We start from the raw sequence: 20,389 nt of genomic DNA, 5'->3' as shown, positions 1-20,389 counted from the left end.
GCAAGCCAACCCGGAAACAGGCAGTTCGGCAAGCCCTGGTGGCGCAGTCTGGAGTGCGCACAGCCCAAGTGTCTTCTTTTTTTGACACACAAAGGCGCGGCCCTTGGGCCGCGTCGGTCGCACCTGTACAATCGGTTCAACACAAATCACGTCAGCTTGCGCGACGGATCCCCTTAAAGCGGGCGCGGGCGCGGGGATCACTGTCAAACAGCGATGCAAGCTGTTCGGTCATCGCACCGGCAAGCTGTTCAACATCGGTGATCGTCACAGCGCGTTCGTAATACCGGGTCACGTCATGGCCGATGCCGATGGCCAGCAATTCAACCTGGCGACGACGCTCGACCATGGCGATCACATCGCGCAGGTGCTTTTCAAGGTAGTTGGCGGGGTTCACCGACAACGTGCTGTCATCAACCGGTGCGCCGTCCGAAATCACCATCAGGATCTTGCGCGCCTCAGTGCGGTGCAACATGCGGCGGTGGGCCCATTCCAGCGCCTCACCGTCAATGTTTTCCTTCAGCAGGCCTTCCTTCATCATCAGACCCAGATTGGGCCGGGTCCGCCGCCACGGGGCATCGGCGCTTTTGTAGATGATGTGGCGCAGGTCGTTCAGGCGTCCGGGCTGCTGTTCGCGGCCTTCATTCAACCACTTCTCGCGGGCTTGTCCACCCTTCCACGCGCGGGTGGTAAAGCCTAGGATCTCGACCTTGACGGAACACCGCTCCAAGGTGCGGGCCAGAACATCGGCACAGATCGCAGCAATCGAAATGGGCCGACCACGCATGGACCCGGAATTGTCCAAGAGAAGCGTCACCACCGTGTCGCGGAATTCGGTGTCTTTCTCGACCTTGAAGGACAATGGCGTTGTCGGGTTTGCCACGACACGCGCCAAACGGCCCGCATCCAGAATGCCTTCCTCCAGATCGAACTCCCACGATCTGTTCTGTTGGGCCTGAAGGCGGCGTTGCAGCTTGTTGGCCAGGCGGCTGACCGCCCCCTTGAGCGGTTCCAACTGCTGGTCGAGATAGGCGCGCAGCCGTTCCAATTCGATGGGTTCGGCCAGATCCTCGGCCATAACTTCCTCGTCATGGGTGGCGTCGAAGACCTTGTAGGTCGGGTCCGCTTCGGAATACGGGGCAGGAGGGGGCGGCTCAAGCGGTGCTTCGCCCTCGGGCATCTCGGCCTCGTCGCTCATCTCCTGATCGGCCATCTCGTCCATCGAGACCTGAGCCTGGCTCGGGTCTTGAGTTTCGTCCTGGCTCGATTCGGGGCTGGCTTCCGAGTCTTCGTTTTCGTCTTCATCCTGCCCGGTGCTGTCCGGTTCCTGTTCGTCGTCATTGCCGTCTTCGGCCTGATCCTGCGACTCCTCGTCAACCTCGTCCGGGTCGTCCCCCAACTGGTCACCGTATCCCAAATCCGAGATCACCGCACGGGTGAAGCGGGCAAACGCGGCCTGATCGTTCAAGACGTCTTGCAGGGTCTCGAGCGTCCCGCCGGCTTGATTTTCGATAAACCCGCGCCAAAGCTCCATGACGTTCTGCGCGCCTACAGGCAAATCGCGTCCTGTGGCCAGATGGCGCACAAGGTAGCCCGCCGCAGCAGGCAAGGGGGCGTCAGAGGCTTCCTTGATCTGATCATAGCCCCGGCGCTGCGCGTCATGGCCAATCTTGGCATCAATATTACCAGCGGTGCCGGGCATGTCGCGCGCGCCCATCGCCTCGCAGCGGGCGGTTTCCATCGACTCGTAAAGCTCGCGCGCCAGGTCACCCGGAGGCGCATAGCGCGCATGGGTGCCCACATCGTGATAGCGGCGGTACATGGCCATCGCGTCAGCAGTTCCGCGTGCCAAAAGCACTTCGTCACGGGTCAATCTGCGGCTGATCTGGGGCAACCGCATCGCATCGCCAGAGATCCCTGCTGGATCAACAGAATAGCTGATCGTCAGATCCGGGTCCTTGGCCATGACCTTGGTGGCCTCGGCCAGCGCCTTCTTGAACGGATCGGCGGGGTTGTCGTTCGGTTTGCTCATGCGAGACTGCCCCCTGCTTCTCTGGTTTTCAAATATCCCGGGGGTCTGGGGGCGGAGCCCCCAGACTGTCGGATCGGCGTAGCCGATCCGAAACCCATCACCCGATGCTCAGCGATGCTGCACTTTCGGGCAGCTCTTCGTCAAAGCACCGCTGGTAGAACTCTGCCACGGTCTGACGTTCCAGCTCATCACATTTGTTGAGGAACGACACCCGGAACGCATAGCCGACATCGCGGAAAATCTCGGCGTTCTGCGCCCAAGCGATTACGGTTCGCGGGCTCATCACTGTGGACAGGTCGCCCGACATGAACGCGGTGCGCGACAGGTCTGCGACGGTCACCATCTGGCGCACGATCTTGCGGCCCTTCTCGGTGTTATAATGCGGCGCTTTGGACAGAACGATGGATGTTTCGGCATCAATCGACAGGTAGTTCAGCGTCGCCACCAATGACCAACGGTCCATCTGGCCTTGGTTGATCTGCTGTGTGCCATGGTACAGGCCGGTTGTGTCGCCCAAACCAACGGTGTTCGCGGTGGCAAAGATGCGGAAATACTTGTGCGGGGTGATGACTTGGTTCTGATCGAGCAGCGTCAGTTTGCCGTCGGTTTCCAAGACACGCTGGATCACGAACATCACATCCGCACGGCCTGCGTCATATTCGTCGAACACGATCGCTGTGGGGTTGCGCAGCGCCCAAGGCAGAATGCCTTCCTGGAACTGCGTGACCTGCTTGCCATCCACCAGTTTGATCGCGTCTTTGCCGATCAGGTCGATCCGGCTGATGTGACTGTCAAGGTTGACGCGCACACAGGGCCAGTTCAGGCGCGCGGCGATCTGTTCGATATGGGTCGATTTGCCGGTGCCGTGGTAGCCTTGGATCATCACGCGGCGGTTGTTGCGAAATCCCGCAAGGATCGCCATCGTCGTATCGTGGTCGAATTTATAGGTACTGTCGATGTCCGGCACGCGGTCCGTGCGCTCTGGAAAGCCATGGACAATCATATCCGTATCAATGCCAAACACCTCGCGCGCGGAAATTTCTTCTGTCGGTTTGGCGTTGATGTCGATCGTCCCGTCAGCCATGTTGCGGACATCCTTCTAAGCTGGTTTTGCGTCTGTGTGGTGCAACATATTGCCGGGAGGAGCAAGGGAAAGGGCACGGGAATCCGTCGATGACACCGCAAGAAGAGGTGGAAAACCTGATCGCCCGTGTCGCAATGGGCGACCGCGCTGCCTTTACCAGCCTGTATGACAGGACCTCTGCGAAACTTTTTGGCGTCTGTTTGCGTGTGTTGAACGACCGCGCAGAGGCCGAGGAGGTCTTGCAGGAGGTGTTCGTGACGGTGTGGAACAAAGCCGACAGCTACAAGGTGAACGGGTATTCCCCGATGACATGGCTGATCACGATCACCCGCAATCGCGCGGTGGATCGGCGCCGCGCACTCAGGCTGCCGCCGAACCCGATTGAAACAGCCGATCTCATGCCTGACAGCAAACCCGGCCCCGAAGCCAGTGCTGTCGCTGCGTCAGAGGCGCGCCAGATCAAGGCCTGTCTTGACGCGTTGCCCCGCGCACGCGCCCATCTGGTAAAGAGAGCCTATCTGGACGGTGACAGCTATGCCGATCTGGCCGAAGCGACAGGTGTGAACCTCAACACCATTCGCACATGGCTGCGGCGCAGCTTGATTGCCCTACGAGAGTGTTTGAGCCGATGAGTGACCAGACCACACCCCCGCTGGGGCCGCAGGATGCCGACCCAATGGCGCTGGCGGCGGAATACGCGCTTGGCCTGCTGCCCGACGCCGAACGCGATGCGTTTGAACGCCGCATGGAGGCTGATCCAGACCTGCGCGCGGATGTTGTTGCGTGGCAGGAACACTTTGCCGAACTGATCCTCGACGGGGTCGATCCTGTGCCCCCGTCGCCACAACTGCAAAAACGGCTTGAATCGGTCCTGTTCAAACCAAGCGGGCCGTCGTTTTGGCAGCAAATCTGGCCCTACGGTCTTGGTGGCATCGCAGCTGCACTCGTTCTTTGGGCGGCGGTCACCTTTGGCGTCATCACACCGGACGACGATCTGCTGCGTGCCGATCTGACGGCGCAGCTTGTCCCAACGCCCGACGGAGACGGTCTTGCCCTCACCGCCACCGTCGACACAGCCCGCGGCGCGGTGCAGGTGATCCGTGCGACAGGTGCGCCCCCGGACGGTCGGGTGTTCGAGCTGTGGCTGATTGCGGGCGAAGCGTCTCCCGTGTCATTGGGGCTGCTGACCGACGCGTCCAGCACGATCATCGATCTGCCTGCGGATGTGCTGGCACTTCTGCCTGACGCCGTTTTGGCGGTATCGGATGAACCGCCTGGAGGATCGCCTACAGGTGCGCCAACAGGGGCGGTGCGCGCGGCGGGCCCGCTCACAGCGTCGTGATACTCATGTGATCGGTGTTTTTGAAACAGGGGCGGTGTGACGCCCGTGTCTGCTTCCGACCCGCCAACACCCGGCGGGGATTTTTGGAGAACGACATGACACTCAAGACACTGACCACCGCATTCCTGACCGCCACCGTCGTGACGGGGGCTGCCTTTGCTGAAAGCCATGCTGGCACCGACAACCCGATGGTCGGCGGTGCAGCGATGTTCGCGGACCGCAATATCGTGGAAAACGCGGTCAATTCGGCAGATCACACCACGCTAGTCGCGGCTGTCAAAGCGGCCGGGCTGGTTGACACGCTGATGGGTGATGGCCCCTTTACGGTCTTTGCACCGACCAATGCAGCGTTTGACATGATCTCGGACGAGTCGCTCAACGCTTTGCTTCAGCCCGAAGCAAAGGCGCAACTGACGCAGATCCTCACCTGTCACGTGGTAGCGGCCAACGCGATGTCCGACGCCATCGCCGGAATGATCGCCGATGATGGTGGTGCGCATCCTGTGCAGACGGTGGGGGGCTGTGTTTTACAGGCGAAAATGGAGGGGTCCCGGATCACGCTAACCGACGAAAACGGGCGCGAGGCCTCTGTCACCATCGCGGATGTGCGTCAATCCAATGGTGTGATCCACGTGATTGACCGCGTGCTTTTGCCGACTCAATAAGCCCTGACCCCCCACATCTGCGGCACTGAGATCGCGCAAAAGTGTGTGCCCCGACCTTGCGTTGGCGCGGGTCGGGGCACCATCTATTGACCATCCGAGGAGGACACCATGTTGAGACGACATTTCTTGCAAGGCGCAGCGGCCGTGTTGGGCCTTACCGGCTCGACTGGAATGGCCCACGCGGCCAAGGGCACGTTCGAAATCACCCGCACGGACGCAGAATGGAAGGCGATGCTGACTTCGCTGGAATACCGTGTGATGCGTGAAGAAGGCACTGAGCGGGCATTTACGTCGCCCCTGAACGATGAAAAGCGCGCTGGCATGTTCCACTGCAAAGGCTGTGACTTGGCGCTTTATGCGTCGGAGCACAAATATGACAGCGGTACGGGCTGGCCGAGTTTCTGGCAGGCGCAGGCCAATGGGATTGGTACAAAAGCCGACCGATCCTTGTTCATGACGCGCACTGAATGTCATTGCCGCCGCTGCGGCAGCCATCTGGGTCACATCTTTGATGACGGTCCACGGCCCACCGGCAAGCGCCACTGCATCAACGGTGTCAGCCTGACGTTCCGCGCCACGTAATTTCGTCCAACAGGGTACGCGCTCATACGCCGCGTGCACCAAGCCCCAGTTGCATCAACGTCTTGCGCACGGGCTTCAGCGTATAAAGCGCATCCAACCCCTTGGCCCGGATGTCACGCAGGGGTTGCGCGCTCAGCATCGAGGTGCGGTTCAGCAAGGTGATCCCCGCCACACGCGCCCGGATGTCTGTGATCCGCTTTTGGTGGTAGGCATCCAGCATCTTGCGATTGCCAAGGTCCGCCCCAGCCTGCCGCGCCAAATCGCGCAGCACGCTCAAATCCGTCAGGCTCATGTTCAAACCCTGTGCCCCGATGGGTGGCACCACATGCGCGGCCTCGGCCACAAGGGCGATACGCTCACCACTCAGCCTGTCGGCGTGTTGGCTGATGATCGGCCAGATCGTGTGGCGCGAGGCTAATTTTAGCGGCCCAAACAGGCTGCATGACCGTGTGGTCATCGCGTCTTCAAACGCCTCCGGCTCAAGCGCCATCAACGCGTCGGCGTTTGGGCCTTCCTCCATCCAGACAATCGCCGAAGATGGGCGTCCGTCCAGATCGGGCAGCGGCACAAAGGTGAACGGCCCGCCGGTGCGGTGAATTTCGGTCGAAACGTTGTCATGCGGAATTGCATGCGTCACGGCAAAGGCCAGCGCTTTTTGACCAAAGCGCGTGGTCTGCACGTCGATCCCCGCCGCCTTGCGCATCGGAGAGCCGCGCCCATCCGCCGCGATCACCAGCTTGCAGCGCACGTGGGTGCCATCGCTCAGGCCGACGCGGGCCTCAGCCTCGCGGGTGAAAAGCGATGTGGTCCCGACACCGGCGCGAAACGTCACCGTATCGAGGTGATCAAGATGGGCAAGAAATTCCCGTCGCAACAGCCAGTTTGGGAGGTTCCATCCAAAAGGCAAATCCGAGATGTCAGAGGCGTTGAACGCCTTGGTCACACGGGCTGTTGGCTCTGGCCCGCCCGCATCGACAATCCGCATGACTTGCAATGGCATTGCGTGGTTTTCGAGCCGGGCCCACAGCCCGATCTCGTCCAGAAAAGACTGGGCAGGTTGCAAAAACGCGGTGCTGCGCAAATCAGCCCCGACCGCCTCGCGGTCCGTGATCGGGGGCGTCGGGTCAAGGCACAAGACCGAATGGCCGTCCGCGCCAAAGGCCGCTGCCGCAGCCATTCCCGCAATGCCGCCTCCTGATACGACGATGTCATACTCCATGGCATGGCCTTTCGGTGCTATAGTCCCGGACGGATATATCGTGATTGGTCCCCCAGCGCTATGTTTCAGCGCGCACGCCACCGGGCAATTCTATTTCCCGACCGTGATCAGGATCAAGGTCACCATCACCACCGGCACCATGGCCAGCGCTATCATACTTAACGCGACAATGCCCCATGTCATCACCGCCAGCACCACCATGGTGAACAGCGCGACCAGCAGATAGTAAATCGTGTCTGGCGATCCTTCAATCAGATCGCGGGCAACCCAGCCGAACACGGGGATGGCATAAAACGCGCGGCGGCGTCGGGACAGGGTTGGTTCGGTAACAGACATATCAGACCTCGCTTTTGACCCTTGTCAAATAGGAAGCGCGCGGCGAACGAAAACTGGCAAATTGCCGCAACTCGGCAGGTTGCGCCTAGGTCAGCCGCGCCAGAAATTCCGCAAGGTCGGAGGTGTGATGATGAATATGATCGGCCTCAATTGCATCTGGTGCGACGTGCACCGTGCGCATGCCCATCGCGTGGGGCGCGGCAAGATTGCGCGGATCATCCTCGAACATCGCTGCAAGGCCGGTATCAGTGCCATCGCGGGCAAAGACGCGCTCAAACGCGCCGCGCTCGGGCTTTGGGTGGTACTCTGCGTGTTCCACGCCGTACACCGCGTCAAAGATACCGTCGAGCCCGCGCGCGCGCAGCACGTTTTCCGCATAAGGGGCTGACCCGTTGGTGTAGACAATCTTACGCCCCGGGAGGTCTTTGATCAGCGAGGCCAGATAGGGGTCTTCGGACAGGACGGTGAAATCGATATCATGTACGTCATGCAGATACGGGGCCGGGTCCACGTCATGTTCACGCATCAATCCGGCCAGGGTTGTGCCATAGGTCTGCCAATACGCGACCCGCAGCTGATTGGCGCGGTCGCGGTCAACGCCAACGGCGTCCATGACGAATTTCGTCATCCGCACTTCGATCTGGTCGAACAGGCGAACGGCCGGCGAATACAGCGTGTTGTCAAGGTCAAACACCCAGTGGCGCACATGTGAGAAAGCAGATTTTACCATATGGTCTAGTTTAAGACGGCAGGCAGGGCGCGGCAATGGCCCAACTTGCGTCCCTTGACTGTCCGGCGCTATCTTGTGCCGAACGGACAAAGGACATTGCGGAATGAAAGACGTCAAACCTCCTCAGAAGGATGCGTATGCCTCGATCCTCGAAGCGATTGATGTGGGGGTGTACCGTCCTGGCGATCGGCTGGTGGAAAGCGATCTGGCCGAACGGTTTGGCATGTCGCGCACCCCGATCCGCGAGGCATTGCAGCGGCTTGAGACGCAATCGCTTCTGACACGGGACGGGCGGTCTTTGATCGTCGCATCGTTGGACCACAACCAGATGGCCGAGCTATATGTGGTGCGAACTGAGCTTGAGGGGCTCGCGGCACGGCTTGCCGCGCGTCACGCCACCGAAGAAGAGGTGCAAGTACTGCAAGATATGGTCCATGATGATCGCGCCCTGCTGGATGATCCATCCGCCTTGGCGCGGGCCAACCGGCGGTTTCACAAGCAGATCCATCTGGCGTCGCATAACCGTTTTCTGGTGCAACAGCTTGATCTTGTTCATCGGTCCATGGCGCTGATGGCGACAACATCGCTTGCCGCGCAGGGGCGGGGTGAAATCGCGCTGGCCGAACATCAGGCCATTGTGGACGCGATCACGCACCGCGACGAGGATGCCGCCTACAAGGCGCTGCGCGATCATATCTCGGTGGCCTTTGTGACCCGTCTCAAGCTGGATTCCATGTCCAAGGGATAGCGCCTCAGCGCCGTGTCATGTGAATGTCGCCGCCCAAGACATCGGGTTCGGACAGGCCATGTTGCGTCTTGTCCCAGTAGAAGGGCTTGAAGATGAGCTCCGACCACGCCTTGTAAACGGCAAACACACCCATCGGGAAATAGAAGAACATCATCGGCACCCAATGCATCAGTTTTTCATGCTGTGTGCGCGCGACTGCGACAAATCCAATGAGCAGGGACACAAGCTCGGTCAAAAGAAAGAGGGCCAAAAGGCCCCCGGTCCATGTCGGTGGAAAAAGGTCCGTAAACGGCGTCGATAACCCAAAACACACGAGCCAGAATGACCAAAGCGCTGGCGCAAGGGTGAATTGCAGGATCGTGGTCAGAAAGAAAAACTGAAACCCCAGAAACTTGCGCAGTCCAAGATCGCGGAGCAGACGGAAGGGCCGTCGCATATGCACAAGATAGGTGATGATATACCCTTTAAGCCAGCGTGATCGTTGCTTGATCCAAGGGACCACCCGGTTGTTGGCCTCTTCGCGGGTGACGGTGGGGATCAGGATGGTGCGGTATCCAAACCGCGCAAGCCGAATGCCAAGATCGGCATCTTCGGTCACGTTATGCGCGTCCCATCCACCGACATGAGTCAGTGCTGACCGTTTTAGGTAAACTGTTGTGCCGCCCAACGGGATTGGCAGGCCCAAACGTGCGGCCCCTGCCAGCACGATGCGGAACCATGTGGCATATTCGATGGTAAAACAGCGCGAGATCCAGTTCGATTTTGTATTGTAGAAATCCAAAATGCCCTGCACGCAGGCCACATCTTTTGGCGCAAGGTGGAACGCTTCGACCACGCGTTCAATCTGGTCGGTGGCGGGGGCGTCTTCGGCATCAAGCACGCCGATAATGTCACCCCGCGTATGCCCAAGCGCATAGTTGAGTGCGCGCGGTTTCGTCTTGAGCGTGGCATCGGGCACGCGGACAACCCGCATCCAGCCGGGCAGGGACAGCGCGTCGATCATCTGACGGGTAAGTGTGTCTTCTGCCTCAAGCACCAAAACCACATCCAGAAGTGACTTTGGATAGCTGAGCCGCGATAGGCGTTGCACGAGCGTATGAGCGATGTCCGCTTCCCGAAAAAGCGGAACCATCAGGCTTACCACAGGTTTTTCCGCCAGGGGCACATGCACCGCTTTGACGGGTGGTTTCTTGTAGCCCGCCAAAAAGACAGTGATCTTGAAAAGCACACAGGCCAAAAGGTTGACCACGGCCACTGCCGTGATGCCGGCGAAAAACGCGTTGGGGAAGAAAAAGATCAACGCAAGGCTGACCCCGAAAAACACCGATGCCAATATCCCCCGTGTCCAGGTCAGCTTATTGATGTCGCGGCAGCTATAATCATCAGCGACCATCGTTTCGGCCAGATCGGCAAGGTAATCGCCGTTCCGCTCCGAAATGATGTGTAGCAGATCGTCCTCGGACACATCGGCAAACAGAACCGGACCCAGAACATGTTCGAGCATGTCGCGCAGTTGGGTGCGATCGCCATCAGGTGTTGCGCCGACCAGCACTGCCTCGCCCACCGTGCCCCAGGGCAGGACCCGGTGTTCAAGACAAAATTCGGGTGGCAGCAGGTGATCGAGGGCGGGATCAGGCGGGTTGGTCGCCGGATCAAGCCGTCTGTGCCGTGCAGTCAGTGAGCGGGCATTGCGCAGCACGCTGGCCGCAAGATCCCCATCCGCAGAGGCAGTAACACGACTTGACGACCCAAGCACAAACGGTCGGTCCGCAGCAAATTTTGACGTCCAAGCCATGTGTCCCCCGGGTCTTACCGAGGGTCAGTTAAGCGCTGGCTGGTTAACTGTCGGTTAACGGAGCCTAGGCAGTGACGGCTTTCTTGGCCGCCATCGACTCTGCGAACCGTTCAAACAGGTAAAAGCTGTCCTGCGGGCCGGGGCTTGCTTCGGGGTGTTGTTGCACCGAAAACACCGGGCGGTCCGCCATGCGGATACCACAGTTCGATCCGTCAAACAGCGACACATGCGTCTCAAGCACACCTTTGGGCAGGGTTTGGCTGTCCACCGCAAACCCGTGATTCATCGAGGTGATCTCGACTTTGCCGGTCTCGGTATCCTTGACCGGGTGGTTGGCCCCGTGATGGCCGTGGTTCATCTTGACCGTCTTGGCCCCAAGCGCGAGCGCGAGCATCTGGTGCCCAAGGCAGATACCGAACATGGGCAGATCGGTCTCATTCAGAATGGTCTGGATCATCGGCACCGCATAAACGCCTGTGGCGGCAGGGTCGCCGGGACCATTGGACAGGAACACACCGTCAGGATTGTGGGCCAGTACATCTTCGGCAGTGGCCGAGGCAGGCAGGACAGTCACATCGCATCCCGCACTGGCAAGGCAGCGCAGAATGTTGCGCTTGGCACCATAGTCGATGGCCACGACCTTGTGTTTGGGATCGGTCTGCGGGGCATAGCCTTCGGGCCAGGCCCACCGCATTTCGTCCCAGCGATAGGATTGTGCGCAGGTGACGCTCTTGGCCAAATCCAACCCCTCTAGCCCGGGAAAGGCGCGGGCTTTTTCCACCAGTGCAGCAAGGTCAAACACGCCGCCTGGGTTGTGTTCGAGAGCCACATGCGGCGCACCAAGCTGGCGAATGGCGCGGGTCAGGCGGCGGGTGTCGATCCCACCAATGGCAATGCGCCCGCGTGCAGCAAGCCAGTCGCCCAATTCCTGCACGGCCCGCCAGTTCGAGCTTTGGGTCGGCATCCATTTGACGACCATCCCTTCGGCCACAGGGTCCGCGGTTTCGTCGTCTTCGGGGTTCACGCCAACATTTCCGATATGCGGGAAGGTAAAGGTCACGATTTGACCTGCATAGGATGGGTCGGTCATGATCTCTTGATAGCCGGTCATCGCGGTGTTGAAGCACAGTTCAGCCACCGATGTGCCCGTGGCACCAAAGCCCTGGCCATAGAAAACCGTGCCATCGGCAAGCACCAGACAGGCGGTCGGTTTGTCATTTGCAGGCTGGGACATGGCGCGACTCCGAAGGGGGTAAAATCGTGCGGAACCTACGGCTGTGCTGCCTCGCGGTCAAGGGAGGTGCGAAAATGCGTTTTTGTTATTTTTCAATAGTTTAGCATAAATCTGGAAGGCTTGCTTCTAAACAGGTCCTCGCTTAATGTGCTCGCTCGTTCAACCATGGGATAGGAATTCATGGACCTTCGCACCCGGCTCAACACGTCTATCAAACAGGCGATGCGCGACAAGGACAGTGCACGGCTATCGACACTTCGGCTTATCAACGCGGCGATCAAGGACCGCGATATCGCGGCGCGTGGGGACGGCAACGACGACGGTGTCGGCGATGATGAAGTTCTTGGTATCCTTGGCAAAATGGTCAAACAGCGCGCTGATACCGCCAAGACCTACGAAGAAGGCGGGCGGCTTGATCTGGCCGAACGTGAGTTGGCGGAAATCGTCGTTATCGACGAATTTCTGCCGCGCAAATTGTCCGAAGACGAAGTCGCCAGCGCGGTGGATGCCGCTGTCGCAGAGACCGGAGCGTCTTCGATCCGCGATATGGGGCGGGTCATGGGGGCGCTGAAATCAAAATACACCGGGCAGATGGATTTTGGCGCGGTTGGCCCGATGGTCAAGGACCGGCTGTCAAACGCATAAGCGGCTCTAGCCACTTCCCCTGATGCGGGTTCGCATCGGGGGGGGGGGGGCTGGCCGCTTTTCGTCAATGGAAACCCTATGTTGCGTCAACGCATCCTGTGTCCGGCCGGTTGCAGAGAAAAATCCCGACTGATGTCGGCAAGCGACTGTTTGTCCGTGATCTTGTAGGTCTGAACAAAGCGCGTCTTGTACCCGACACGCCCACGGCGCGCGCCGAAATTCTCGCCATGGTTGAGCATATACAAAACCGACGGTCTGGACAGCGGCGCCAACGGTTGCCCTGCCAATTCGGCCAGATAAGGAAACATCCTGTGCTCGTGCTGCGTCATCTCGGCCAGGAACGCCGTTGAGGCAGGGCTGGCCGGGTCATGATACAGCGCCGCACAACTCCCGCAGAGCTTCCAGAACGGTTTTCGCATCGGGGCCGTCAGGGTGCGCCTGTCCGCCAGCCCGATATCGCCGGTCGACACATCCATGACATATCCGGACTGCACCAGATACCCGCCGCGATCTTGCCGCGAGAGCATGTCACCCACAGCACCTTGGCGCAGCAGGTCATCGGCGTCAAAGGACATTACATATCCCGGCTGCGTGACCAGATCAGGCAGGGCCTCGTTCAGCAGGCGCAGCTTGCGCCATTTGTCATTTCCCGGCGTCGGGTCACTGAAGGGCAGATAGGTGATCCGCGGGTCGTCTGGAAGATCAGGGCGCGCCTGACAGCAGACAACTGCGCTCCAATTGGGATTGTCCTGCGCGATGAACCCCGCAAGCGTCGTACGCAACCGCGCTGTCACCGCGCCCCAATCGCCAACATGATCTGGCCCCACCAACGGTAAAAGGAACGTCACCTGTTCTGCGCGGGATCGGTGCGGTTGCGATGCCCGCAGCGCAAGGGCAGCCCGTTCCGATGGCGCCATATCTGGCGTGGCATCTGTGCGCCCTAACGTATCGCTTCGCATAAGACGCCAGGCGCGGCTGAGTTTGGGGACGGCGGGAACCTGTGCCATGATGCCTCGGATCAGGGGGTGGCGATGCGCCGAACTTTCTCGCTCAGTTCTGCGTATAGCTCTTTGCGCTCGTCTTCGCTCAGAAACGCGCCGATCTCAACCTCTCTTCCGGCCCCGGACAGCGTGACGTAGTGCGGAACCGGGCCGCCCTTGTGGTGCATGTTGACCTGCGTCCAATAGGGATTGCAGTGCCATTCCTGTGGCGCGCCTTTGAGGGTCTGGCGTGTCAGGTGCAGATCCTCGGGCGTCAACGTCAGGGTCTCCACGATTTGCAGATCCCGTTCGTTGCGGCGCAGTGCATACCACATTGCCCCAAGCGCAAGCAGCATGAAGGGCAGAATGCCCCAAAGCAACACGGTGCCAATCAACCCGTAAAGCGGGATCGTGGACAGGGTAAAGATGCCAAGGATCGTCGCGGCAAAGCCATGCGCGGGCAGCGATTGATGCGGCCAGAGGCGCAGTTCTGAGGTGTTCTGGGAATTGTCGGTCCACGTATAGGGCATGGGTGCTTAGTATCCTGTCATAAGCAGATCACAGGCGCGGGTGATGTCGTCTTTCCAACGCTCCGCCTCGACGCGGCGGACGTCTTGTTCGACTCCGGCTTCGGCGGCGCGCGAGATGTTCGCGCCAACGGCTGTAGCACGGGCGATCAGGTCGGCATCAAGGCTGAGGCTGGTAGATTTGCGCGGCATTTAACACATCTTCTTTGATTTGAATAATGTCTCGAGACGTACCGGAAAACAACGATAGGTTTCATAGCAAAAGGCCCCGATGTTTCCACCGGAGCCTTTGGTTTCCAATCGCGCTGGGATTAATGCGCGTGGGACTTTTCCCAGTCTTCCCGCTTTGGAAGCTGCTCGAACGTGTGCTCGGGCGGGGGGGAGGGCAGGGTCCATTCCAGCGTGTCCGCATATTCGTTCCACGGGTTCTTCGCGGTCTCGGCACGGCCCTTTGCAAGGCTCCAGACGATCACGCCGATGAAGAACAGGAAGGACGCAAAGGACAGGAAGGCACCCCAGCTCGACACGTAGTTCCAATAGGCGAAGGCCTCGGGATAGTCGATGTAGCGGCGCGGCATGCCCTGACGGCCCAGGAAGTGCTGCGGGAAGAACGTGATGTTCGTACCGATGAAGAAGGTCCAGAAGTGCAGTTTGCCTGCCCATTCGGGGTACATCTTGCCGGTCATCTTGGGGAAGTAGAAATAAATCCCCGCGAAGATACCAAACACAGCGCCAAGGCTCATCACATAGTGGAAGTGCGCAACCACGTAGTAGGTGTCATGATAAGCGCGGTCCACGGCAGCCTGAGACAGAACGATGCCCGTCACACCACCCACGGTGAACAGGAACAGGAAGCCGAATGCCCAAAGCATCGGTGTCTTGAACTCGATCGATCCGCCCCACATCGTGGCAATCCACGAGAAGATCTTGACCCCGGTCGGCACCGCAATGACCATCGTTGCCAGCATGAAGTAGGATTGCTGCGTCAGCGACATGCCGACCGTGTACATGTGGTGTGCCCACACGACAAAGCCCAGGGCCCCAATCGCGATGATCGCCCAGACCATCGGCAGGTAGCCGAAAACCGGCTTGCGGCTGAACGTGGCGATGACGTGGCTGATGATGCCGAAGGCCGGCAGGATCACGATGTAAACTTCGGGGTGACCAAAGAACCACAGAATGTGCTGGTAGAGAACCGGGTCACCACCGCCTGCGGGATCAAAGAAGGTCGTCCCAAAGTTACGATCTGTGAGCAGCATTGTGATCGCGCCCGCCAGAACCGGCAGTGCCAAAAGGATCAACCAAGCTGTGACGAAGATCGACCACGCGAACAGAGGCACCTTGAACAGAGTCATGCCCGGCGCGCGCATATTCAGGAAGGTGGTGATCACGTTGATCGCACCCAAAATCGACGACGCGCCTGAGATGTGGACCGCGAAAATCGCCAGGTCCATCGAGAAGCCGCCTTCATTGGTCGACAGAGGCGGGTACAGAACCCAGCCCACGCCTGACCCAAGCTGACCATTGCCACCCGGTGCAAAGACCGAACAGACCGCCATCGTTGTGCCTGCAATGAACAGCCAGAATGACAGGTTGTTCAGTCGCGGGAACGCCATATCCGGCGCGCCGATCTGCAAGGGCATGAAATAGTTACCAAAACCGCCGAACAGCGCCGGAATGACCACAAAGAACATCATCAGGATGCCGTGGCCGGTGATCAGCACGTTCCAAAGATGTCCGTTGGGGGTACAATCGCCAACCGCTGCTGCGGTCAGGCGGGCGCCTTCCATACACATGTACTGAACCCCGGGGTTCATAAGCTCCATACGCATGTAAACGGTAAAGGCCACCGAAATGAAGCCCGCGATACCGGCGGCGATCAGGTAGAGAATCCCGATATCCTTGTGGTTCGTGGACATAAACCAACGGGTGAAAAAGCTCCGCTGATCTTCATGTTCGTGGCCGTGAATGGCGGCGTCTGCCATATCTGCCTCCTGCTGGTTCCCAATAAAATGGCGCAGGGATTCTCCGCGCGCCATTTGTTCCATCAACGTTTTAGAATGTGACACCGGTGGCGGCAACGGATGTATTTGACGCAGATCAAACTTTATTGTCGCAGTTTGGTCATTTGGCGCGGCTGGCGTTGCGACGGAACGTCACGCAACGCTCTGACTTTTATTGATATTTGCGAGGTGCAAATGAAAACCCCGGGCACAGATTTGCGCCCGGGGCTGAATTGAGACCTGGTTGGGATCAGCCGATCAAATCACCATCGTCGCGGGTAACGGCAATCACAGCCGACCGTGGCAGGCTGCCTTCACCATCGGGCCAGTTGCCGCCGCTGTCACCCGGGTGCTGGATGCCTATGAACATCGTGCGACGGTCTGTGGACCAGCACAGTCCGGTGACTTCACAGCCGTTCGGTCCGGTCATAAAGCGCTCGATGCGGCCCGTCACCGGGTCACCCGCCAGCATTTGGTTGTTGCCCATGCCTGCAAAATCGCCGTCGTTGCTGTCGTCGCCGTCTGTCTGGATCCAGATCAGGCCGGTGGAGTCGATGACCATGCCATCGGGCGAATTGAACAGGTTGCCGGCGTTGATGTTGGCCGATCCTGCCTGTGCGCCTTCTGCGACGGTCGGGTTGCCCGCCATCACATACAGATCCCACGCGAAACCGTCTGCGCCATGATCCCCGCCCTCGGGGCGCCACCGCACGATCTGGCCGTAACGGTTTGTATCCCGCGGATTGACTGCGTTGACCGTCATCGGGTCGCCACCGGCATTGGTGCGCACCGTGCCATCGTCGTTCAACACGCCGCGACGCGAGTTGTTGGTCAGGCAGCAATAGGCCTCGGACGCGTTCGGGTGAACCGCGATCCACTCGGGACGGTCCATGGTGGTCGCGCCAACCTTGGAGGCCGCCATACGGGTGAAGATCGAGATCATCGCCGCATCCATGCCCGTGGTCGCCGGGGTCAGCGGCACCCAGCGTCCGCTCATGTCGTCTTCGAACACGGCCACAGACAGGGTGCCGTCGACCAGCAAGGTCGATGTGTCTTCGCCCGGCACATAAAGGTCACTGCTGACCCAGCGATACATGAATTCGCCGCGTTCATCATCACCCATGTAAACCACAACACGTCCATCTGCGGCGATGCCGTAAGCCGCGTTCTCGTGCTTGAAGCGGCCAAGTGCCGTGTGCTTGATCGGGGTCGCGTCTGGGTTTGCCGGGTCGATTTCCACGATATAACCCGCGCGGTGCGGCTCGTTCGGGTTGGTCGCAACGTCAAAGCGCGCATCGAAACCGTGATAGTTGTACCGGCCCGGATCAACCTTGGTCGACACGCCGTAGCGGCGGAAACCGTCCATCACCAAAGGCTCGGCGGACACGTCGGACACCGCCCCGAAATAGCCGTTGAAGTTTTCTTCGCAGGTCAGGTAGGTGCCCCACGGTGTCCGGCCGGATCCGCAGTTGTTGAACGTGCCAAGCGACTCCATACCGGTCGGATCGGCCTCGGTCTTGAGAAGGTCATGGCCCGCAGCCGGACCCGAAAAGGCCATCGGCGTGTTGTGGTGGATGCGGCGGTTATAAGGGCTGTCGATGACGACGTTCCAGCCATCATCGCCCTGCGCCAGTTCCATCACGCTCACGCCCTGAAAGCTTTGCAGGATGCGCACATCGTCCAGCGACTTGGACATTCCGTCTTCGGTGTGCGGCAGGTTGACCTTGGGGTTCACGTATTCGCTGTTGACGACGAAAACCTCGCGGCCATCGACATTGAAGAGTTCCATCCCATCGGTATTTTCGCCCATCACGCGGTCTGCATGGTCAAGTGCCACGCCCGCTGCGGGATCAAACGCGCCGTCGGCATCCGAGAACAGCGGATCCCCCCAACGGACAAGCGTTTTCCAACTATACCCTTCGGGAACGTGGATCGTGCCATCGGTCTGCGCCGGGATGGGCGTGAACGGAAAACGCGAGGCAGGCTGTGCCATTGCGGTCGTGCCCTTGAGCAGACCCGCGCCCATAACGGCGGCACCCGACCCAAAGGCCAGCACGCCGCCAAGAAAGCCGCGACGCGAGATCGCACGGTCGACCACCTTGTCAAAGTCATTGCCCTCGGGGCGTGGGAAGTTCAGTTCATCCCACTCGTCTGCAGAAATGTCGTGAATGTCTTTGGGTGTCATGATCCATATCCGATGATGATTGCCGATGCCGGGCAACAGCGTATCGCGCCACGCCGGGTGGCGTTACTTCACCGGATTCGGGTATCAGAATCGTGACAAGCCTCTTGGTTTTTTGCCGCTTCGCCGAAAACCCCGTCAAAGCTCCGGCGCAAGGCCACATCCACATCATCCATCGTCACGGGCATGCCCAGATCTACCAGCGACGTGACGCCGTACTGTGTGATGCCACACGGGACAATGCCGTCAAAATGGCTCAGATCTGGTTCGACATTGATTGAAATGCCATGAAAGCTCACCCATTTGCGCAGGCGGATGCCGATGGCGGCAATCTTGTCCTCGGCTATTTTACCATTTGGTAAAAATCTCTTGTCAGGCCGTTCAATCCAGACCCCGACACGCCCGTCGCGGATATGGCCAGTCAGGCCAAATTCACCCAAGGTCGCAATAACCCAGCGTTCGAGATCTTGCACGAAACACCGCACATCGCGCCCGCGCTTGCCAACATCGAGCATGACATAGACCACCCGCTGTCCGGGGCCGTGATAAGTATACTGCCCGCCGCGTTTGGACGGGTGCACAGGAAAACGGTCGGGATCTTTCAGGTCTTCGATCTTGGCGCTGGTGCCCGCAGTATAGAGCGGGGGATGTTCCACCAGCCAGACCAGCTCGTCTGCCGTACCGTCGGCAATCGCGGCGGCGCGCGCCTCCATCACGGCCACAGCCTCGTTATAGTCAGTCAACCCGTCCGTGATGCGCCATTCGACCATATCATCTACCGGGGCAACAGCCCGGCCTCCTTTAGGGTTGGGATATGACGTCGGCTGACCGGGATGTCACCCCCGGTGGTCATGCGCAGGATCGCCCGGTCGGCGTCGCGGGTGACCGCCGCCACCTGATCAAAGGCCGCCCAATGGGACCGATGCACCTGTGCGCCACGCACAGGGCCCACCTCGCGGATCGCATCGGCAAGGCGCAACAGGATCATCTCTTCGCCCTGTGTGGTGCGTACGCGGACATAATGGTCTTCAACTGACAGCGCCACCAGCGCCCCGCGCTTGTCAAACGGCAGCCGGTCAAGAAGGGGCGGGGTGTCCTTGGGTCGTTCCGCCGCCACTTGGAGCGGCTTCAGGTTGCGGTTGAAGGTGTCGATCACGGCCATGACAATCACCGAAATTGCCACCGTTGTTGCAACAAACGCCGGATAATCCGACAGGCTGGGGACGAACCCGAACACAGGGATATTCAATGCTGTGACCATTACATTCATGGCAATGCCAGTCAGGACGCCAGCCAGCAAAACGCGGACAATGCGGTAGTGTGCATCGTTGGACCGCAACAGCGCATAGCTGATCAGATAACCGGCGACATATCCCAACACGACCAGCAGGCCCCAATACGTCGCGCGTTCGGGCAGGGACAGGGACGATATCGTGCCAAATGGACCAACCAGCGCCAGAATCGCCGTCACCCCGGCAAGCGCTGTGACGGTCAGCGGGTTCAGCAAATGCCGCCGCCATTCACGAAGCGCGAGTTGCGTGTGGCTGTTTTTCACGAACCTTCCCCGTTCACTGACGTATCTCCTCTGGCCGGATCAGCCTCATGGCGATGTGTGGTGCCGTATCGCACCAAAAACGACAAGAGGACGACATGACGCTAGACCCATTCCTAAATGCAACACTCTTCATTCAAGCCCATATGGTATCGGCCATGCTTGGTCTGACGATTGGGCCATTTGTTCTTTACCGGTCAAGACGTGACCGTGTCCATAAAGTGCTGGGCTACGTCTGGGTGTTGGCAATGGCCACGCTCGCGCTGTCCGCCTTCTGGATTGAGGCATTTTGGAGCCCGTTCTACTTTGGCCCCCTGCATGGGTTCGCATTCCTGACGCTTTGGTCTCTGTGGGTTGGGGTCCGTGCCGCGATCAACCGGGATTTCGCAAAGCACCAAACGGTGTTTCGCAGTCTTTATGCCACCGGATTGATCATTACAGGCTTTCTGACTTTCCTGCCGGGACGCACGATCAATCGCATGGTCTTTGGGGACAGGCCGGAGTTGGGATGGATCGTGATTGCTGCCTTTCTGGCATGGGCGCTTTACCGGCTGCTGATGCGTCGGTTCCGGTCAGGTTTGCGTACTTCGTCAGACATGTAAATTTGCGCTTGCCCCCGTTCGGCCGTTTCGCTAATCACCCGCCTACCAAGTCAAGACTGTGCGGTCGTGGCGGAATGGTAGACGCGCAGCGTTGAGGTCGCTGTGGGGTAACACCCGTGAGAGTTCGAGTCTCT

21 protein-coding genes are annotated in these 20,389 nt (G+C 59.5%); 7 read left to right on the top strand and 14 right to left on the bottom strand.

The window, feature by feature from the left end:
• Nucleotides 1–151: 151 nt before the first annotated feature.
• Together cobT and cobS are read right to left on the bottom strand one after the other, a co-directional pair.
• Nucleotides 152–2,029 (bottom strand): cobaltochelatase subunit CobT, encoded by a 1,878-nt coding sequence (cobT, locus tag ACSHXH_RS12795; protein ID WP_435672195.1) that lies wholly within the window; start codon nucleotides 2,027–2,029, stop codon nucleotides 152–154.
• A gap of 97 nt (nucleotides 2,030–2,126) precedes the next feature.
• A complete protein-coding gene (cobS, locus tag ACSHXH_RS12790; RefSeq protein WP_435672194.1) occupies nucleotides 2,127–3,113 on the bottom strand; it encodes a cobaltochelatase subunit CobS in 987 nt (328 codons plus the stop codon).
• Between the two features lie 89 nt (nucleotides 3,114–3,202).
• Here cobS and ACSHXH_RS12785 point away from each other — a divergent pair, with 89 nt between their 5' ends.
• The 4 genes from ACSHXH_RS12785 to msrB all read left to right on the top strand — a co-directional run bounded on the left by ACSHXH_RS12785 (nucleotide 3,203) and on the right by msrB (nucleotide 5,702).
• The gene (locus ACSHXH_RS12785; protein WP_435672193.1) at nucleotides 3,203–3,745 is read left to right on the top strand and encodes a sigma-70 family RNA polymerase sigma factor; all 543 of its coding nucleotides are present in this window, start codon (nucleotides 3,203–3,205) and stop codon (nucleotides 3,743–3,745) included.
• The gene (locus tag ACSHXH_RS12780) at nucleotides 3,742–4,455 is read left to right on the top strand and encodes an anti-sigma factor (RefSeq protein WP_435672192.1); all 714 of its coding nucleotides are present in this window, start codon (nucleotides 3,742–3,744) and stop codon (nucleotides 4,453–4,455) included. Before ACSHXH_RS12785 ends, ACSHXH_RS12780 begins: the two co-directional genes overlap by 4 nt.
• A gap of 95 nt (nucleotides 4,456–4,550) precedes the next feature.
• Nucleotides 4,551–5,120, top strand: coding sequence for a fasciclin domain-containing protein (locus ACSHXH_RS12775; protein ID WP_435672191.1), 570 nt, complete (start codon nucleotides 4,551–4,553; stop codon nucleotides 5,118–5,120).
• A gap of 108 nt (nucleotides 5,121–5,228) precedes the next feature.
• Nucleotides 5,229–5,702, top strand: coding sequence for a peptide-methionine (R)-S-oxide reductase MsrB (gene msrB / locus ACSHXH_RS12770; protein WP_435672190.1), 474 nt, complete (start codon nucleotides 5,229–5,231; stop codon nucleotides 5,700–5,702).
• Nucleotides 5,703–5,724: 22 nt separating this feature from the next.
• Here the strand turns inward: msrB and ACSHXH_RS12765 are convergent, their stop codons facing one another.
• The 3 genes from ACSHXH_RS12765 to ACSHXH_RS12755 all read right to left on the bottom strand — a co-directional run bounded on the left by ACSHXH_RS12765 (nucleotide 5,725) and on the right by ACSHXH_RS12755 (nucleotide 7,987).
• Nucleotides 5,725–6,921 (bottom strand): UbiH/UbiF family hydroxylase, encoded by a 1,197-nt coding sequence (locus ACSHXH_RS12765; RefSeq protein ID WP_435672189.1) that lies wholly within the window; start codon nucleotides 6,919–6,921, stop codon nucleotides 5,725–5,727.
• A gap of 90 nt (nucleotides 6,922–7,011) precedes the next feature.
• Complete coding sequence (locus tag ACSHXH_RS12760; RefSeq protein WP_435672188.1) at nucleotides 7,012–7,257, bottom strand: hypothetical protein; 246 nt, start codon at nucleotides 7,255–7,257, stop codon at nucleotides 7,012–7,014.
• A gap of 85 nt (nucleotides 7,258–7,342) precedes the next feature.
• Nucleotides 7,343–7,987, bottom strand: a complete 645-nt coding sequence (locus tag ACSHXH_RS12755) for a pyrimidine 5'-nucleotidase (RefSeq protein ID WP_435672187.1) — start codon at nucleotides 7,985–7,987, stop codon at nucleotides 7,343–7,345.
• Nucleotides 7,988–8,090: 103 nt separating this feature from the next.
• Between ACSHXH_RS12755 and ACSHXH_RS12750 the strand changes: the two genes are divergently transcribed.
• On the top strand, nucleotides 8,091–8,735 hold the full coding sequence (locus ACSHXH_RS12750; protein ID WP_435672186.1) for a GntR family transcriptional regulator: 645 nt from the start codon (nucleotides 8,091–8,093) through the stop codon (nucleotides 8,733–8,735).
• Between the two features lie 4 nt (nucleotides 8,736–8,739).
• Here ACSHXH_RS12750 and ACSHXH_RS12745 read toward each other — a convergent pair whose 3' ends face one another.
• Together ACSHXH_RS12745 and carA are read right to left on the bottom strand one after the other, a co-directional pair.
• The gene (locus tag ACSHXH_RS12745; RefSeq protein ID WP_435672185.1) at nucleotides 8,740–10,530 is read right to left on the bottom strand and encodes a glycosyltransferase; all 1,791 of its coding nucleotides are present in this window, start codon (nucleotides 10,528–10,530) and stop codon (nucleotides 8,740–8,742) included.
• A 64-nt stretch (nucleotides 10,531–10,594) separates the two neighbouring features.
• Nucleotides 10,595–11,764, bottom strand: a complete 1,170-nt coding sequence (gene carA / locus ACSHXH_RS12740; protein WP_435672184.1) for a glutamine-hydrolyzing carbamoyl-phosphate synthase small subunit — start codon at nucleotides 11,762–11,764, stop codon at nucleotides 10,595–10,597.
• Between the two features lie 180 nt (nucleotides 11,765–11,944).
• Between carA and ACSHXH_RS12735 the strand changes: the two genes are divergently transcribed.
• Nucleotides 11,945–12,409, top strand: a complete 465-nt coding sequence (locus ACSHXH_RS12735) for a GatB/YqeY domain-containing protein (protein ID WP_435672183.1) — start codon at nucleotides 11,945–11,947, stop codon at nucleotides 12,407–12,409.
• An 86-nt stretch (nucleotides 12,410–12,495) separates the two neighbouring features.
• Here ACSHXH_RS12735 and ACSHXH_RS12730 read toward each other — a convergent pair whose 3' ends face one another.
• The 7 genes from ACSHXH_RS12730 to ACSHXH_RS12700 all read right to left on the bottom strand — a co-directional run bounded on the left by ACSHXH_RS12730 (nucleotide 12,496) and on the right by ACSHXH_RS12700 (nucleotide 19,656).
• Entirely contained in the window at nucleotides 12,496–13,416 is a 921-nt protein-coding gene (locus ACSHXH_RS12730) for a hypothetical protein (protein WP_435672182.1), read from the bottom strand.
• 11 nt (nucleotides 13,417–13,427) lie between these two features.
• A complete protein-coding gene (locus ACSHXH_RS12725) occupies nucleotides 13,428–13,919 on the bottom strand; it encodes a DUF2244 domain-containing protein (protein ID WP_435672181.1) in 492 nt (163 codons plus the stop codon).
• Between the two features lie 6 nt (nucleotides 13,920–13,925).
• On the bottom strand, nucleotides 13,926–14,108 hold the full coding sequence (locus tag ACSHXH_RS12720) for a type II toxin-antitoxin system CcdA family antitoxin (RefSeq protein WP_435672180.1): 183 nt from the start codon (nucleotides 14,106–14,108) through the stop codon (nucleotides 13,926–13,928).
• A 119-nt stretch (nucleotides 14,109–14,227) separates the two neighbouring features.
• Complete coding sequence (gene ctaD, locus ACSHXH_RS12715) at nucleotides 14,228–15,901, bottom strand: cytochrome c oxidase subunit I (RefSeq protein WP_435672179.1); 1,674 nt, start codon at nucleotides 15,899–15,901, stop codon at nucleotides 14,228–14,230.
• 268 nt (nucleotides 15,902–16,169) lie between these two features.
• Entirely contained in the window at nucleotides 16,170–18,104 is a 1,935-nt protein-coding gene (locus tag ACSHXH_RS12710) for a PhoX family protein (RefSeq protein WP_435672178.1), read from the bottom strand.
• A 68-nt stretch (nucleotides 18,105–18,172) separates the two neighbouring features.
• Complete coding sequence (gene lipB, locus ACSHXH_RS12705; protein WP_435672177.1) at nucleotides 18,173–18,871, bottom strand: lipoyl(octanoyl) transferase LipB; 699 nt, start codon at nucleotides 18,869–18,871, stop codon at nucleotides 18,173–18,175.
• Nucleotides 18,872–18,876: 5 nt separating this feature from the next.
• Nucleotides 18,877–19,656 (bottom strand): LytTR family DNA-binding domain-containing protein, encoded by a 780-nt coding sequence (locus tag ACSHXH_RS12700; protein ID WP_435672176.1) that lies wholly within the window; start codon nucleotides 19,654–19,656, stop codon nucleotides 18,877–18,879.
• A 95-nt stretch (nucleotides 19,657–19,751) separates the two neighbouring features.
• Between ACSHXH_RS12700 and ACSHXH_RS12695 the strand changes: the two genes are divergently transcribed.
• Nucleotides 19,752–20,255 (top strand): DUF2306 domain-containing protein, encoded by a 504-nt coding sequence (locus ACSHXH_RS12695; RefSeq protein ID WP_435672175.1) that lies wholly within the window; start codon nucleotides 19,752–19,754, stop codon nucleotides 20,253–20,255.
• The last annotated feature ends 134 nt before the right edge of the window (nucleotides 20,256–20,389 follow it).

The sequence above is a fragment of the Marivita sp. genome (assembly GCF_051251565.1).
Taxonomy (GTDB): Bacteria; Pseudomonadota; Alphaproteobacteria; order Rhodobacterales; family Rhodobacteraceae; genus Marivita.
This window is presented reverse-complemented; position numbering and strand designations above follow the sequence as displayed.